Genomic DNA, 16,007 nt, shown 5'->3' with positions numbered 1-16,007 from the left:
CCGGCGCGACAATACCCCCATGACCGAACGCATTCCCCTTCTGCTGCTGCCCGGCCTGCTCAACGATGCCGAGCTGTGGCGCGCGCAGCTGGCCGACCTGGCCGACATCGCCGACTGCACGGTGGGCGACCAGACCCGTGGTGAAACCCTGCAGGCGGTGGCCGAGGACGTGCTGGCGCAGGCGCCCGAGCGCTTCGCGTTGGCCGGTTTCTCCCTGGGCGGCTTCGTCGCCCAGCAGATCCTGCGCATCGCGCCCGAGCGCGTGCTGCGGCTGGCGCTGGTCGATACCTCGATCCATGCCGATTCGCCGGAGCGCGCCGAGCAGCGCCGCAGCCAGCGCGCCAGCGTGCGCCTGCCGGGCAAGTTCCATGGCTTTGGCGATGCGCTGATGCGCAGCTACATCGATGCCTCGCGGTTGGATGACTACGTGCTGGTACAGCGCGTGCGTGACATGACCGCACGCCTGGGCGCTGAGGTATTCCTGCGCCAGAGCGGGCTGGAACGCCGTGATGGCCATGACGTGCTGGCCGCCTACCGCGATCCGCTGCTGATCGTCTGCGGGGCCAACGACCGCATCACGCCGTTGGCGGTAAGCGAGGAAATGCACGCGCTGGTGCCACAGTCGCAGCTGGTGGTGGTGCCTGATTGCGGGCACCTGGCACCGATGGAAAAGCCGGACGAAGTGAGTGCGGCAATGCGCGGCTGGTTGCTGCAGAGCAGGGGCTGAACCCCGCTCTGGGTAGGTGCCGACCTTGGTCGGCACGCTGTTTCAGCTCAAGGGGAAATCCTGCCCACCAGCCCCGTAGTGCCGATAAAACTCGCGATCTTCCCAGTCGTCGCGGAAGGCTGCGGGAATGCGGGACGCGATATCATTCACGGCCAACGCGCGATCCCCGCTGAAGAAGCTCTGCATTCGGTCGTCTGCAATCTGCAGCAATTCGGGCCAACGCATTTCATGTGCGACGAGTTCGATCAGCTCGATCGGCAGGCTGCCAGAATCCAGCCGGTCCGGAGAGCGGAGAGACAGGGCAGAACGAACCTTTGAAACAAACACACCTCTCAAGCCGGGCTCTTCTCTCAAGATTCGAACGACCTCGAAAAACGACGCCTCCGCGGAGTTCACGCCAAACCCAGCGGCCAGAATACGTAGAGCGTTCTCAATCAAGATGTCGAGAAATTGAGATGACTTGATTGGATTCATTGGAAAGCGTTCTCCGCTATTTTTCAGTCGCGTCTGGCCCCTGGGGCGACCGGCCAATTATCACCTCGCCGGGGTCCTGGCGACATAAGCGCGCTTTGCACCACCCACGATGCACCGCTTCGGGTAGGTGCCGACCTTGGTCGGCACGCAGTTTCATCGACCGACCAACGGCCAGTGCCGACCAAGGTCGGCAGCTACCAATTCCAGTCCCTGACCGCAGTCGGGATCAATCCAGTGCGGCAATGCGCGGCGGGTTGCTGCAGAGCAGGGGCTGAACCCCGCTTCCGGTAGGTGCCGACCTTGGTCGGCACGCAGTTTCATCGACCGACCAACGGCCAGTGCCGACCAAGGTCGGCACCTACCAATTCCAGCCGGTAACCGCAGTCGGGATCAATCCCAGGCCGGGGCAATGCCTTCCGGGTTGGCCAGGCGATGGCCGCGGTCCAGCTTGGCGATCTGCGCCATGTCATCGTCGGTCAGGCGGATCGCCGCAGCTTCCAGGTTGCCGGCCAGGTTCTCGCGCTTGGTCGATGAGGGAATGACCGCAAAGCCCTGCTGCAGAGCCCAGGCCAGCGCCACCTGGGCCGGGGTGGCCTGGTGGCGGCCGGCAATGGCCTGGATCACCGGGTCCTTCAGCACTTCGCCATAGGCCAGGCTCATGTAGGCGGTAATGCGGATGCCGTTGTCCTGCAGGAACTTCACCAGCAGGCGGTTCTGCAGGTACGGGTGGATCTCGATCTGGTTGGTGGCGATGGCATCGGCGCCCAGGATCTCGATCGCCTTGCGGGTCTGGGCGATGGTGAAGTTGGAAATGCCGATCTCGCGGGTCAGGCCCTGCGCCTTGGCCTCGGCCAGTGCGGGCAGGTATTCCTCCATCGGCACATCCACCTTGTCGTTCGGCGAAGGCCAATGGATCAGCGCCAGATCCACATGGTCGGTGCGCAGCTTCTGCAGGCTGGTGCGCAGGCTGGCCAGCAGCGCGTCGTGCTTGAACTCGCTGATCCACACCTTGGTGGTCAGGTAGATATCCTCGCGCGGCACGCCCGATTCGGCGATCGCCTGGCCGACGTCGGCCTCGTTGTCATAGATCTGCGCGGTATCCACGGCGCGGTAGCCGACGTCCAGTGCGTTGCGCACCGAATCGATCACGGTCTGGCCTTTCAGGCGGAAGGTACCAAGGCCAAAGGCGGGGACAGTCATGGGAAGCTCCAACGGGGGGAAAGGAGTGAACAGGAAGGGTAGGGCAGCGACCGTATGCATGCCGGCAACGGTGCATTGCATGGCCGGTCAATGTGCGGCGGCGGCAATGCCCTCGGCGCGGTGGTCCACGCCATCGCGGCGGTCCAGGCGGCCGCTGAGTGCGGTCAGTGCATAGGCGGCCAGGACCACCAGCGCACCCAGCCACGGGGTATGCATCAGGCCGATATGCTCCACCACCAGGCCACCCAGCGAGGCGCCCAGGGCGATGCCGATGTTGAACGCGGCGATGTTCAGGCCCGAGGCCACGTCGGTCGCCTGCGGTGCATAGCGCTGCGCCTGCTTGACCACGTACACCTGCAGTCCCGGCACGTTTCCGAAGGCGACTGCCCCCAGCGCCAGCACGGTCAGCAGCATCAACCAGGTGTTGTGGGCAGTGAAGGTGAGCACGAACAGCACCAGGGCCAGCAGGGCGAAGATGCGCTTCAGCGCCGGCACCGGGCCCAGCCGGTCGGCCAGGCGGCCGCCCCACAGGTTGCCGATCGCCACCGACACGCCGTACACCAGCAGCACCAGGCTGACCGCATTGGCCGAAAAGCCGGTCACGTCCTGCAGGATCGGCGCCAGGTAGGTGAAAGCCAGGAAGGTGCCGCCGTAGCCCAGCGCGGTCATCGCATAGACCAGCAGCAAGCGCGGCTGGGCCAGCACGCCCAGTTGCTGGCGGAAGCTGGCCGGCGCGCTCTGCGGCACGGTGCGCGGCACGAACAGCAGCGCGCCCAGCAGGGCGACCACGCCCAGTGCGGCCACGGCCAGGAAGGTGGCACGCCAGCCCAGGTGCTGGCCGATGAAGGTGCCCAGCGGCACGCCGGTCACCAGCGCCACGGTCAGGCCGGTGAACATGATGGCGATGGCACTGGCGGCCTTTTCCTTCGGCACCACCGCGGTGGCGATGATCGAGCCGATGGAGAAGAACACGCCGTGGGCCAGCCCGGTGAGGATGCGCGCGGCGATCAGCGAGGTGTAGCCCGGTGCCATCCAGGCAATCACGTTGCCCAGAGTGAACAGCACCATCAGCGCCACCAGCAGCTGCTTGCGCGGTACGCGCCCGGTCAGCGCGGTCAGTACCGGCGCGCCGATGGCCACGCCCAGCGCGTACAGGGAAACCAGCAGGCCGGCCGAGGGCAGGCTGACGTGCAGGTCGGCGGCGATGATCGGGATGAGGCCGACGATGACGAATTCGGTGGTGCCGATGGCGAACGCGCCGAGCGTCAGCGCCAGCAGGGCCAGGGGAATGCCACGGATCATGACAGGGTCCAGAGGAGGAGAGGGCGGGCAGTGTGCGCGGCCCACCTTTGCTGAAAAACCGGTCTTCACGCCAATCACTCTTGCCTGCTGGTCAATAATGGCGGCATGAAGACCACCCTCGACGAAATGCAGGCCTTCCTGGCGGTGATCGACAGCGGTTCGATCAGGGCCGCCGCCGAGCAGCTGGGGCAGACCCCTTCGGGGGTCAGCCGCGCGCTGGGCCGTTTGGAAGAAAAGCTGGGGACCACCCTGCTGACCCGCACCACGCGCCGGCTGCACCTGACCGCCGAAGGCGAGGCCTACCTGCGCCACGCGCGGGCGATCATCGATGCGGTGGAATCGGCCGAGGAGCAGATGGCCGCACGGCGCGAGCGCCCGGTCGGTCGGTTGCGGGTGGATGCGGCGATGCCGTTCGTGCTGCATGTGATCGCGCCGCTGGTGGCCGGCTACCGCGCCCGCTATCCCGAGGTGCAGCTGGAGCTCAACAGCTCCGAGCGCTACATAGATCTGCTGGAGCGGCGCACCGACCTGGCCATCCGCATCGGTCCGCTGGCCGATTCAACCCTGCATGCGCGGCCGCTGGGCCGCTATCGGTTGCAGCTGGTGGCCAGCCCGGCCTACCTGGCCGCCCATGGCGAGCCGACCAGCGTTGCGGCGTTGGGGCAGCACACGCTGCTGAGCTTCAACGAACCGGAATCGCTGAATCGCTGGCCGCTGCCGGGTGATGCCGACGGGCAGTTGCTGGTGCGCCCGGACGTGGCCGTTTCCAGCGGTGAAACGCTGCGCCGTCTGGCGGTCGAAGGCGTGGGCATCACCTGCCTGTCCGACTTCGTGACCGCACGCGACCGCGCCGCCGGCACGTTGGTGCCGGTGCTGTCCGCGCAGACGCTGGATGTGTACCAGCCGATCCACGCGGTGTACTACCGCAACACCGCCGTATCGGCACGCATCAGTTCGTTCCTGGATTACCTGGGCGAGGCGATGGCGCAGGGCCAGGACCCGCGCTGGTAGCGCCGGGCGATGCCCGGCGGAACCCTCACGCCGCGCGCGCCAACGCATCCTTCGTTGCGGCGTCGCTCGACAGATCGAACACATCCACCGCGTCGATCAGGCGGTCGGCCTGCTGTTCCAGGCTGCGTGCGGCGGCGCTGGCTTCTTCCACCAGCGCAGCGTTCTGCTGGGTGGTGCCATCCATCTGGATCACCGTCTGGCTGACCTGTTCGATGCCCGCGCTCTGTTCCTGCGACGCGGCGGAAATCTCGGCCATGATGTCGGTCACCCGCTGCACCGACGCCACGATTTCGGCCATCGTGTTGCCGGCTTGGCGCACGTGCTGCGCGCCCTGGCCCACCTGTTCCACCGATGCTTCGATCAGCGCCTTGATCTCCTTGGCGGCGCCGGCCGAGCGCTGTGCCAGCGTGCGCACTTCACTGGCCACCACCGCAAAACCACGGCCCTGGTCGCCTGCGCGCGCCGCTTCCACCGCCGCGTTCAGCGCCAGGATGTTGGTCTGGAACGCAATGCCGTCGATCACGCTGATGATCTCGGCGATCTGCCGCGACGACGCTTCAATCGCATCCATGGTCGCCACCACCTGGCCGACCACCGCGCCGCCCTGCGAGGCCACGCCGTGCGCGCCGATCGCCAGTTGATTGGCCTGGCGTGCGTGCTCGGCGTTCTGGCGCACGGTCGAGGTCAGCTCTTCCATCGAGGCGGCGGTTTCTTCCAGGTTCGCAGCCTGTTGCTCGGTGCGCCGTGACAGATCGTTGTTGCCCGCGGCAATTTCCGCCGCCGCGCTGTGGATGCTGCCCGAGGTGTGCTTGATGTCGGTGACGATGGTGGCCAGCTGCGCGGCAGTGGTATTGGCATCGCCGGCAATACGGGCGAACACGCCTTGGAAATCGCCGTGCATGCGCGCGCCCAGGCGACCATCAGCGATGGCGCGCAGCATGCTGGAGACCTCGCCCAGGTTGTGCTCGGTGGTCTGCATCAGGCGGTTCAGGCCTTCCACCATGCTGCGGAAGTCGTGCTGGAAACGGCTGCTGTCGCCGCGCTGGCTGAAATCACCTGCCGCCGCGGCTTCGGCCAGACCGCGGATCTGCCCGTTGATCGCGCCCAGGTTCGCTTTCACTGCATCCAGGGCCTGGGTGATCACCGCCTTTTCGCCCGGCAGGCGTTCCATGTCCTGGCTCAGATCGCCAATGGCATAGCGCCCCATGATGGCGATCGCGCGCATCTTTACCTGGATGTGCGCGTCCACCAATGCGTTGGTGTCGGCCACCATGCGCCCGTAGGCGCCGGGGAAAGCGCTGGCATCCATGCGGTGGCTGATGGTGCCGGCCTCGTGCTGCTCGGCCATGCCGGCCTGTGCGGCCAGCACGCCACGCAGGGTGTTCTGCACGGCCTGCATGGCCTGCGCCAGGCGACCGATTTCGTCGCGGCTGCGGACCTGCACCGCGTGGTCCAGATCGCCGGCGGCGACCGCGCGTGCGGCGGCTTCCACCGCCAGCACCGGTTGCACCACCGCGCGCCGCAGCCACCAGCCCAGGGCCAGCAGCAGGGCGATGGCAGCGCCTATCGTCAGCCCACCGCTGACCACCAGCATGTGCCGCGCCGCCTGCGAACGCGCGGCCACCGCGGCCTCGGCCACCTTGGCCGTGTGGTCACCCAGCGCATCCAGCGCGGCCGCGACCGGGCGGTCCTTGCCGCGCACCAAGGTGTCACCGGCGGCCGGGTCGTACTGGGCCTCGGCAAAGGCCTGCAGCGCACCGTGGTAGGCCTGCTGCAGCTGCGTGTGCTGCGCGCTGAAGGCCTGCGCCAGCTCGCGCGTACGCGCATCGGGGCTGGCCGCCACGCGCTGCGCAAGCTCGGCCACCACGCGGCCCTCGCTGTCGAAAGCATCCAGATGGCGCTGCCGCAGCGCGTCGTCGTGGCCACGCAGCAGCACGTTCTTCCATTCCTGCACCTGGCTGCGGAACTCGCGTTGCAGGCGCTCGGCATCGCGGCTGAGCGCGACCTCCGGCGGCACTTCGGTGGACAACTTCAGCCAGGCCGTGGCCAGACCGGCCAGGGCACACAGCAGTACGACAGCCAGACCAACAGAGACGGCACCGAGCAACTTGGACTGCAGTCGCGGCGCAGCGGACGACACGTTCATGGAAGGGGCTCACGGATGAATGGCGATGCGGTATCGACCGTTCTTGAGCCTCCTGAAGTGAGATTCAGATCACATTACCGTTCCGTTTAGAGAGGTGAAGATTGTGTTTCATAGGACAAATGTGTCCAGACGAAACGAAAGCGGACAGTAGACGGGCGGTTTAAATGTAACTATTGTTGTTACATGAAATCCGCCAATCCACTGTCCGACGCGCTGCATGTTATGGCCCATCTGGTCGGCCAGCCGGGCCCGCGTACCTCCGAACAACTGGCCGCGTGCCTGCCCACCCACCCGGTGGTGATCCGCCGCCTGCTGGCGCAGCTGCACAAGGCGGGCCTGGTGCACAGCAGCCGCGGCCACGGCGGTGGCAGCCAGCTGGCCCGCGACGCGGCCGCGATCAGCCTGCACGACGTCTACGTGGCGGTGGGCTCACCGCCGCTGGTGCAGGTCGGTACGCGCGACAGCGGCGGCGGCTGCCCGATCCAGCAGCTGGTCAACCAGGCGCTGCTGGACGGCGCGCGCGAGGCCCAGCGCCTGCTGGAAGCGCGTCTGCAGGCGAGCACGCTGGACCAGCTGGGCGCCGACTTCGCCCGTCACCTTGCCCATCATCGTTCCCTGGAAGGTCCCCATGAATCCTGACGTCATCATCGTCGGCGGCAGCTACGCCGGCATCGCCGCCGGCCTGATCCTGGCACGCGCACGGCGCCCGATCACCGTCATCGACAGCGGCCTGCCGCGCAACCGCTTCGCCAGCCACTCGCACGGCGTGCCAGGGCAGGACGGGATCAGCGGTGCCGAGCTGCTGAAGAACGCGCGCCAGCAGCTGCTGGACTACCCGACCGTGCGCTGGCTGCAGGGCGAAGCGGTGGATGCGCAGGCCGGCGACGATGGCGTGCAGGTGCGCACTGCCGATGGACAGGTGCTGGCCGCGCGCAAGCTGCTGCTGGCCACCGGCATCGCCGACCAGGTGCCGGATCTGCCGGGCCTGGCCGAGCGCTGGGGCAGCACCGTGCTGCACTGCCCGTACTGCCATGGCTACGAGGTGGGCGGCGGTGCCATCGGCGTGCTGGGTGGCCATCCGCTGTCGGCAGGCAAGGCGCCGCTGTTCGCCGAATGGGGCAACGTGACGTTCTACAGCCAGGGCCTGCCGATCAGCGACGATGAGCGCGCGGCCATGCAGCAGCGCAACGTGCAGGTGGAAGACACGCCGGTGTTGGGCGTGCGCGGCGATCAGGACACGTGGCTGGAAGTGGAGCTGGCCGATGGCCGCCGCATTGCCCAGCGTGCGCTGTTCGTGGCCGCGCCGCAGGCGATGGCGACCCCGCTGGTCCAGCAGCTGGGCTGCGCGCCGGTGGAACACCCGATGGGCGTACTGGTGCAGGTGGACGCGATGAAGCAGACCAGCGTGGCGAACGTATATGCCGCCGGCGATGCCACCACCGTGGGCAACATCACCCTGGCGATGGCCGAAGGCGTGCGCGCCGGCATCGGCGTCCACCACGCCCTGGTGGGCGAAGACAGCAGCGGGGTCGGATCCGGGGTCGGATCCCTTTCGCAGAAAGGGCTCTGACCCCCGCATCCACGCATGGCGTGGATCCACCACCGTGCAGGGCGTGGATTCGATGTGTCGACCAAGGTCGACACCTACCGGAGCGGTGGGAACCCTCAGCCCTTCACGCACAGCACCTGGCGCAGCGTGTGCACCACTTCGACCAGGTCCCGCTGCGCGGCCATCACATCATCGATCGACTTGTACGCCGCCGGTGATTCATCCAGCACGCCGCTGTCCTTGCGGCACTCCACGTGCGCGGTGGCTTCGCGGTGCTGGGCCAGGGTGATCTGCTGTCGCGCCGCACCCCGGCTCATCACCCGGCCGGCACCGTGGCTGCAGCTGTGGAAGCTGTCCGCGTTGCCCTTGCCGCGCACGATGTAGCTGCGCGTGCCCATGCTGCCGGGGATGATGCCCAGCTCGCCCGCACGGGCGCTGACTGCACCCTTGCGCGTCACCAGCAGTTCCTGCCCGGCGTGCGATTCCTTCTGCACGTAGTTGTGGTGGCAGTTCACCGCCATCGCCGCCAGCTTGAACTTCGGCAGGCGCTGGCGCATCTCGACCAGCACGCGCGCCATCATCGCCTCGCGGTTCTGCCGCGCGTAGTCCTGCGCCCACGACACCGCCTGCACGTAATCGTCGAACAGCGGTTCGCCTTCCATGAAGAACGCCAGGTCCTTGTCGGGCAGATGGAAGCCGAGCACGCGGCGCTCCAGTTCACGCCGCGCCTGTTCGATGAAGTAGGTGCCGATCAGGTTGCCGGTGCCGCGCGAGCCGCTGTGCAACATCACCCACACTGCATCGGTTTCATCCAGGCAGAGTTCGATGAAATGGTTGCCACCGCCCAGCGTGCCCAGCTGGCAATCCAGCTTGTCGGTGCGGATCTTCCGGTGCTTTTCCTTGATGCGCTCCAGCCCCGCGGCCAACCCCGACTGCACCAATCGGGTGCCGATGCTGTCGGGCAGCCGCTGGTGTTCGCCGCCACGGCCGTTGCCGACCGGCACACTGCGCTCGATGCCGCTGCGCAATTGGCGCAGGTCATCGGGCAGGTCGTTGGCACGCAGCGTGGTGCGTACCGCGGCCATGCCACAGCCGATGTCCACGCCCACCGCGGCCGGAATGATCGCGCCCCGGGTGGGGATGACCGAGCCGACGGTTGCGCCCTTGCCCAGGTGTACGTCGGGCATGACCGCCACCCACGGCCCGACGAACGGGATCGCGGCGATGTTGCGCAGCTGCGCGTGTGCCTCGGCTTCCAGCGGAACGCCGTCCACCCAGCCCTTGATCGGCGTGCTGCCTTCGGCATGCAGCCATTGATAATTGTGTTGAATGTCCATGTCGTGATGAATGTCCTGCACAGGTCGGCACCACGGTGCGGCCGTGGGCATTTTCCTGTGGTTGCAGTGCGGGCACGGAGGCGTGCGCGGCGCAATGCCGATACGTGTGACGACGCAAACGAAAACGCCCCCGGAACTGCATTCCGAGGGCGTCGCCAAGCCTCGGAGATCGGGGCGACCGATCTCCGCAGCGCGGGTATCAGGCCGTTGTCAGCGGGAATTCCTTCACCGACGCACGGATCGCCACGTCCATGCGCAGGCATGGCAGCAGGTTGGCGATGGCGACGGCGGGTGTGTTCAAGGAAGGAATCCGGTAGCTGTTGAAACGTGGCGCGCACCATAAACCACGAACCCGTGGTGCGCAACCACGCAATGCACGGCGATTGGTCCGTTGCCTCAGCCTTCCGCGCTGGCGGCATCCAGCTGCGCGATGTCCTGCACGCTCAGGCCAAGGTTGGCCGCGGCCAGCAGATCGTGCAGCTGTTCAACGCTGGTGGCGCTGACAATCGGTGCGGTGACCGACGGCCGTGCGATCTGCCAGGCCAGTGCAATCTGCGCGGCACTGGCGTTGTGCGTGCTGGCCACATCGTCCAGCGCCTGCAGGATGCGCAGGCCGCGCGGGTTCAGATAGCGCTTGACCACCATCTCGCCACGCGCCGGGCTCTTGGCCGCATCGGCAGCGGTGCGGTACTTGCCGCTCAGGAAGCCGCTGGCCAGCGCGTAGTAGCCGATTACACCGATCTGTTCGCGCTGCACCAGCGGCTCCAGTTCGGTTTCATAGCCGGCGCGGTCGTACAGGTTGTATTCCGGCTGCAGGGTTTCATAGCGCGGCAGCTTGTAGTCGCTGGATACCTTCAGCGCATCGGCCAGACGCGTGGCGCTGTAGTTGGAGGCACCAATGGCGCGCACCTTGCCAGCCTCGATCAGCCGGCCGAACGCGGCCAGGGTAGCTTCCAGCGGGGTGGATTCATCATCTTCGTGGGCCTGGTACAGATCGATCACATCGGTCTGCAGGCGGCGCAGCGAATCTTCCACCGCCGCATCGATGTTGTCCGGGGTCAGGCCCGGGCGCTCGGCCCACTTGGCCACCTTGGTCGCCAGGATGACCTTGTCACGCTTGCCGCTGCGGGCGAACCACTTGCCGATCAGCGTTTCCGATTCACCGCCCTGGTTGCCCGGTACCCACGCCGAATACACATCGGCGGTATCGACCAGGTTGAAGCCGGCATCGACGAAGGCATCGAGCAGGGCGAAGCTGGCCTTTTCATCGGCGCTCCAACCGAACACATTGCCGCCGAAGGCGAGCGGACGTACATGCAGGCCGGAACGGCCGAGTTCGCGGGTTGCCGTCATGGACACGGACTCCTTGGGGGAAGTCCTCCAGCATAGAGCGCCCCCTGTGACCGTGTTGCGGCGGTGACCACAAAACAGTGTTCCGCAACGCGCACGCCGCTAACGTTTTGTGAACACCTGCGGCGCGGCGACTGCTAGTCTCGCCGCATCTTCCGCTGGAGTCGTCCCGATGAATGCTGTTTCGTCCCTGCGTGGTTGCCGCCTGCTGCTTGCTTCGGCGCTGCTGGTAGCGCTTCCCGCCATCGCCGCGCCCGCTGCCGTCGTGGCGCCGGCGAAGATCCAGGTATCGCCGTCACTGCAGGCCGCGATCAAGGCACCCACCCGCGATGCCAGCAACGTGAAGCGTGACGGATACCGTCATCCTGCGCAGACGCTGGCGTTCTTCACCGTGGCACCGGAAAAGACCGTCATCGAGATCACCCCCGGCAACGGCTGGTACTCGGAAATCCTGGCGCCGCTGCTGCGCGACAAGGGCCACTACATTGCCGCAGTGGTCGATCCGCAGGCGGTGGCTGAAGGGCGCGGCCGCGATTACCAGCAGCGCAGCCGCGACGGCCTGGAAAAGAAGTTCGCCGGCGCTCCGGCGCAGTTCGACAAGACCGCCGTGGTGGCCTACGACCCGGCCAAGCCGGTGTTCGGCCCGGCCGCTTCGGCCGATGTGGTGCTGACCTTCCGCAACGTGCACAACTGGCGCAAGGCCGGCCAGGCACAAGCCATGTTCCAGGGCTTCTTCAACGTGCTCAAGCCGGGCGGCGTGCTGGGCGTGGTCGAGCACCGTGCCAAGGCCGACGTGGCCGACGACGATGACACCGGCTATGTGGGCCAGCAGCAGGTGATCGCCATGGCCGAGGCCGCCGGCTTCAAGCTGGACGCGCGTACCGAAGTGAATGCGAACCCGCGCGATACCAAGGACCACCCCAATGGCGTGTGGACGCTGCCGCCGACCAACCAGCATGACAAGGCCGACGACGCCAAGTACCAGGCCATCGGTGAAAGCGACCGCATGACCCTGCGTTTCGTGAAGCCGTAAGCCGTCGGTGCCGGGCAGCGCCCGGCGAGCGCGCAGCGCGGCGTGGGACAATAGCCCATCGCCGCCTGCCGCCCCCTGCAATGCTGATCGCCTTCAACAAGCCCTTCAACGTGCTCTGCCAGTTCACCGACCGCAGCGTGCCGCCGCGGCCGACCCTGGCCGGGTTCGGCCTGCCGCCGCGCGTGTATGCCGCCGGCCGCCTGGACCATGACAGCGAGGGCCTGCTGCTGCTGACCGACAACGGCACGCTGGCGCACAAGCTGACCGACCCGCGGCACAAGGCCGACAAGACCTACTGGGTGCAGGTGGAAGGCACGCCCAGCGACGAGCAGCTGCAGCAGCTGCGCGATGGCGTGGTACTGAATGACGGGCCGACCCTGCCGGCGAAGATCGAGCGCCTCGATCCGGCGCCGGCGCTGTGGCTGCGCGATCCGCCGGTGCGGTTCCGCAAGACCGTGCCCGACAGCTGGCTGGCCATCACCGTCCGCGAGGGCCGCAACCGCCAGGTGCGGCGCATGACGGCCGCAGTGAACCTGCCGACCCTGCGCCTGGTGCGCGTGGCGATGGGCCCGTACCGGCTGGATGATCTGCAGCCGGGGCAGTGGCGGCAGATCGGCTGAAACGAAAAGGGTCGGAGCCCTTCCTTGCGGAAGGACTCCGACCCTTGATCGGGGTCAGACCCCTTCCGCAGGAAGGGCTCCGACCCCTGATGGGGCTCAGGTATCGCTGCCGATATCGCTGTGCTCGTCCACCACGGTGTCGTTGCGGCGGTCACGCGCGTGGATGCGCTGCGCCTGGCCATTCACCACATGGCCGTTGGCCGCCTTCTTCTTCTGCTGCTTGCGGTACAGCGCGTAGCCCAGCAGGCCCACGCCCACCGCCGCGGCGGCAATGGTCACCGCCGGGTTGCGGCGGGCGAACTTGGTGGCCACCTTGCCCCCGGTCTTCACCGCACCCAGCGCAGCGCCGGTCTTGATCCAGTCGCTGGCCTGCGGGCCCAGGTGGCGCAGGCTGCCGCCGGCACTCTTCAGGCCATCGCCAGCGCTGTGGGCCAGGTCCAGGGCGCGCTCCAGGGCGCGGTCGGTGATTACGGTCAGCTTGCTCATGCGGGGGTCCTTTGCCTCGGGTCGAAGTCCAGTGTGTCGTGCTGCCTGTAAACGGTATGTCAGGCAGGTGGGTACGCGCCTTGACGCAACCGCAGCCGTTCAGCATCCGGCAGGCCGGGGGCGGATCCCTTTCCCCCGGGAAAGGGCTCTGACCCCCCCAGCCGCGCCCCGGGGTCAGAGCCCTTTGCGTTGCAAAGGGATCCGACCCCGTCACTCAGGTCCCGCGCGGTTTGGCGCGGTGGGTCGCGGTGGCCGTCCACGGGTCATCCGGCCACGGGTGGCGCGGGTAGCGCCCCTTCATTTCCTTCTTCACCTCGGCATAGGTGTTTTCCCAGAAGTTGCGCAGGTCCTGGGTGACCTGCAGCGGGCGGCCGCCGGGCGACAGCAGGTGCAGGGTCAGCGGCACCCGCCCATCGGCAATGCGCGGGGTGTCGGCCAGGCCGAACAGCTCCTGCAGCTTCACCGCCAGCACCGGTGGCTGCGGTTCGCCGGTTTCACTATCCAGGCCATAGGTGATCGCCCGTTCCAGCCCCGAAGGCACGCTGATGCGGGTGGGCGCATGGCGTTCCACCAGCTGCCGTTGCGCCCACTCCAGCGGCGATTTCAGCGCTTCGCCGAAACTGCTCTCGTCCAGCGCATCCAGCCGCGTCTTGCCGGCAAAGGCCGGTTGCAGCCACTGCGCGCGGCTGGCCAGCAGGGCCGCATCACTGCAGTCGGGCAGGCCCAGGTCGGGCATCCAGCGGCGCAGCGACTCCACCCGTGCCTGCCATTGGCGCAGGCCCTCGGTCCACGGCAATGCCTGCAGGCCCAGTTCGGCCACGGCATCGGTCAGCGCCTGCGCGGCGTGCTGCGGGTCCACCCGCCCGGCCGAACGGCTGTCCAGCACGATGCGGTCGAAGCGCGTCTCGCGCAGCGCTACCAAGGCACGCCGCTCGCCGTCCCAGCGAACGGTGTCCCCGGTCACGAAGCGCTGCGGCCAGGTGGCACGCAGATAGCCTTCGTCCACCGGCGCGGCGCGCAGCAGCAGTGCGTCGCGGGCCTCGAAGCGCAGTTCGCTGGCCACCAGCCACGGTTCACCGCGCAGGTCGCTCAGCTCGTGCAGGCGCGCGCTGCGGCCGTTGGCCAGCAGGTAGCGCAGCGGGTCGGACGGATGCTGGAACGCGATGCGGTCGGGGAAGGCGTGGGCCAGCAGATCGCCCAGTTCGTGCGCTTCAATGCTGGACGGTGGCAGCGCATCGCAGCGCAGGCGTCGGCGCCACTGCTTGGCAGCCGCATCGATCGCGGCCAGGCCGCTGCGGTTGGCATCGGCCGGTGCACGGCCATTGCGGAACGCGGCCAGTGCACGCCAGCGCGCCGCCAGCGCATCGCCGCCCTGGCGCAGTGGATCACGTGCTTCCAGCAACGCGGCCAGATCGGCGGCCAGTGCCTGCGCGCGCGCATCCGCGGCGGCCAGCAGCATCGCCGCCAGCCGCGGGTGTGTGCCGAGCGCCAGTACGCGGCGGCCCAGCGCGGTGATCGCGCCGGTTTCCGACAGCGCGCCCAGCCGCTGCAGCAGTTCGCGCGCGGCGGCCATCGGCCCGCTCGGCGGGGTGTCGACGAAGCGCAGATTGCTGGTGCCCCAGGCGGCCAGCTCCAGCGCCAGCCCGGCCAGTTCCACCTGTTCGATTTCCGCACGCCGCTGCGGCTCCAGCCGTTGCGACTGCGGCCACAGCCGCCAGGCCACGCCTTCGGCCACGCGGCCGGCGCGGCCGGCACGCTGGTCGGCCGAGGCCTGCGCGATCGCCACCACGTCCAGCCGGGTGAAGCCGCTGTTGGGGTCGTAGCGCGGTTCGCGGGCCTGGCCACTGTCGATCACCACGCGCACGCCGGGCAGGGTCACCGACGATTCGGCCACGTTGGTGGCCAGCACCACGCGGCGGCGGCCATCGCTGGCCGACTGCAGCACGCGCGCCTGCTGTTCCACCGGCAGTTCACCATGCAGGGCCAGCACCTCCACGCTGCTGTCCAGCGCGTCCTGCAGGCCGGCCTGCACGCGCGCGATCTCGCGCTGGCCGGGCAGGAACACCAGCGCGTCGCCAGGGTGTTCGGCCAGGGCCTGCTGCACCGCGCGGCGTACCTGCAGTTCCAGGGTCTCGTCGCGCCGGGCGGGGAAGTGGCTGATCGCCACCGGGTAGCTGCGGCCTTCGCTGCTCAGTCGTGGCGCATCCAGGAAGCGCGCCAGGCGCTCGCCGTCCAGGGTGGCCGACATCACCAGCAGGCGCAGGTCGTCACGCAGCTGCGCCTGCACGTCCAGCGCCAGTGCCAGACCCAGGTCGCCGCTCAGATGGCGCTCGTGGAATTCATCGAACAGGATCGCGCCCACCGTTTCCAGCATCGGGTCGTCCTGCAGCATGCGGGTCAGGATGCCCTCGGTGACCACCTCGATGCGGGTGCGCGCCGAAACCTTGTTCTCGAAGCGGATGCGGTAGCCCACCGTGCCACCCACGTCCTCGCCCAGTTGCCGGGCCATGAACAGCGCCGCGCTGCGTGCGGCCACCCGGCGCGGTTCCAGCAGGATGATCTTCCGGCCCTGCAGCCACGGTGCATCCAGCAGGGCCAGCGGCACCTGGGTGGTCTTGCCAGCGCCGGGAGGGGCTTCCAGCACCAGGCGCGGGTGGTCGGCCAGGTGCCGCTGGATCTGCGGCAGCAGCGGCGAAATCGGGAAGAGCGGGGCATTCATGTGCAAAGGATAAGGGGCGCAGCGCGGCGCAGGTACAATGCGCGGGTTTTCCT

At 67.9% G+C, this 16,007-nt stretch carries 14 protein-coding genes; 6 read left to right on the top strand and 8 right to left on the bottom strand.

Annotated elements, in window-relative coordinates:
- Positions 1–19 precede the first annotated feature (19 nt).
- Positions 20–727: an alpha/beta hydrolase gene (locus tag C1922_RS19565; RefSeq protein ID WP_108751306.1), complete on the top strand. Its 708-nt coding sequence runs from the start codon at positions 20–22 to the stop codon at positions 725–727.
- Between the two features lie 42 nt (positions 728–769).
- On the opposite strand, the gene C1922_RS19560 is transcribed toward C1922_RS19565, so the two are convergent.
- The 3 genes from C1922_RS19560 to C1922_RS19550 all read right to left on the bottom strand — a co-directional run bounded on the left by C1922_RS19560 (position 770) and on the right by C1922_RS19550 (position 3,703).
- Positions 770–1,201, bottom strand: a complete 432-nt coding sequence (locus C1922_RS19560; RefSeq protein ID WP_108751305.1) for a hypothetical protein — start codon at positions 1,199–1,201, stop codon at positions 770–772.
- A gap of 390 nt (positions 1,202–1,591) precedes the next feature.
- A complete protein-coding gene (gene dkgB, locus C1922_RS19555; RefSeq protein WP_108751304.1) occupies positions 1,592–2,401 on the bottom strand; it encodes a 2,5-didehydrogluconate reductase DkgB in 810 nt (269 codons plus the stop codon).
- A gap of 87 nt (positions 2,402–2,488) precedes the next feature.
- Positions 2,489–3,703, bottom strand: a complete 1,215-nt coding sequence (locus C1922_RS19550; protein ID WP_108751303.1) for an MFS transporter — start codon at positions 3,701–3,703, stop codon at positions 2,489–2,491.
- Between the two features lie 105 nt (positions 3,704–3,808).
- On the opposite strand from C1922_RS19550, the gene C1922_RS19545 reads away from it, so the two are divergent.
- Positions 3,809–4,714 (top strand): LysR family transcriptional regulator, encoded by a 906-nt coding sequence (locus C1922_RS19545; RefSeq protein WP_108751302.1) that lies wholly within the window; start codon positions 3,809–3,811, stop codon positions 4,712–4,714.
- A 25-nt stretch (positions 4,715–4,739) separates the two neighbouring features.
- On the opposite strand, the gene C1922_RS19540 is transcribed toward C1922_RS19545, so the two are convergent.
- Positions 4,740–6,860, bottom strand: a complete 2,121-nt coding sequence (locus tag C1922_RS19540; RefSeq protein WP_108751301.1) for a methyl-accepting chemotaxis protein — start codon at positions 6,858–6,860, stop codon at positions 4,740–4,742.
- 183 nt (positions 6,861–7,043) lie between these two features.
- Here C1922_RS19540 and C1922_RS19535 point away from each other — a divergent pair, with 183 nt between their 5' ends.
- Entirely contained in the window at positions 7,044–7,499 is a 456-nt protein-coding gene (locus tag C1922_RS19535; protein ID WP_108751300.1) for an Rrf2 family transcriptional regulator, read from the top strand.
- A complete protein-coding gene (locus tag C1922_RS19530) occupies positions 7,489–8,430 on the top strand; it encodes an NAD(P)/FAD-dependent oxidoreductase (RefSeq protein ID WP_108751299.1) in 942 nt (313 codons plus the stop codon). Before C1922_RS19535 ends, C1922_RS19530 begins: the two co-directional genes overlap by 11 nt.
- Before the next feature lie 95 nt (positions 8,431–8,525).
- Here C1922_RS19530 and C1922_RS19525 read toward each other — a convergent pair whose 3' ends face one another.
- A complete protein-coding gene (locus C1922_RS19525) occupies positions 8,526–9,746 on the bottom strand; it encodes an RtcB family protein (RefSeq protein WP_108751298.1) in 1,221 nt (406 codons plus the stop codon).
- A gap of 396 nt (positions 9,747–10,142) precedes the next feature.
- Entirely contained in the window at positions 10,143–11,099 is a 957-nt protein-coding gene (locus tag C1922_RS19515; protein ID WP_108751296.1) for an aldo/keto reductase, read from the bottom strand.
- A 169-nt stretch (positions 11,100–11,268) separates the two neighbouring features.
- On the opposite strand from C1922_RS19515, the gene C1922_RS19510 reads away from it, so the two are divergent.
- Positions 11,269–12,129: a class I SAM-dependent methyltransferase gene (locus C1922_RS19510; protein WP_108751295.1), complete on the top strand. Its 861-nt coding sequence runs from the start codon at positions 11,269–11,271 to the stop codon at positions 12,127–12,129.
- A gap of 80 nt (positions 12,130–12,209) precedes the next feature.
- On the top strand, positions 12,210–12,749 hold the full coding sequence (locus C1922_RS19505) for a pseudouridine synthase (protein WP_108751294.1): 540 nt from the start codon (positions 12,210–12,212) through the stop codon (positions 12,747–12,749).
- Positions 12,750–12,845: 96 nt separating this feature from the next.
- Here C1922_RS19505 and C1922_RS19500 read toward each other — a convergent pair whose 3' ends face one another.
- Positions 12,846–13,235 (bottom strand): hypothetical protein, encoded by a 390-nt coding sequence (locus C1922_RS19500; protein ID WP_108751293.1) that lies wholly within the window; start codon positions 13,233–13,235, stop codon positions 12,846–12,848.
- 214 nt (positions 13,236–13,449) lie between these two features.
- A complete protein-coding gene (gene hrpB, locus C1922_RS19495; RefSeq protein WP_108751292.1) occupies positions 13,450–15,954 on the bottom strand; it encodes an ATP-dependent helicase HrpB in 2,505 nt (834 codons plus the stop codon).
- Between the last annotated feature and the right edge of the window lie 53 nt (positions 15,955–16,007).

Source organism: Stenotrophomonas sp. ZAC14D2_NAIMI4_7, assembly GCF_003086675.1.
Classification (GTDB): Bacteria; Pseudomonadota; Gammaproteobacteria; order Xanthomonadales; family Xanthomonadaceae; genus Stenotrophomonas.
The sequence above is the reverse complement of the archived record's forward strand: the minus strand, read 5'-3'. Positions and strand labels throughout refer to the sequence as shown.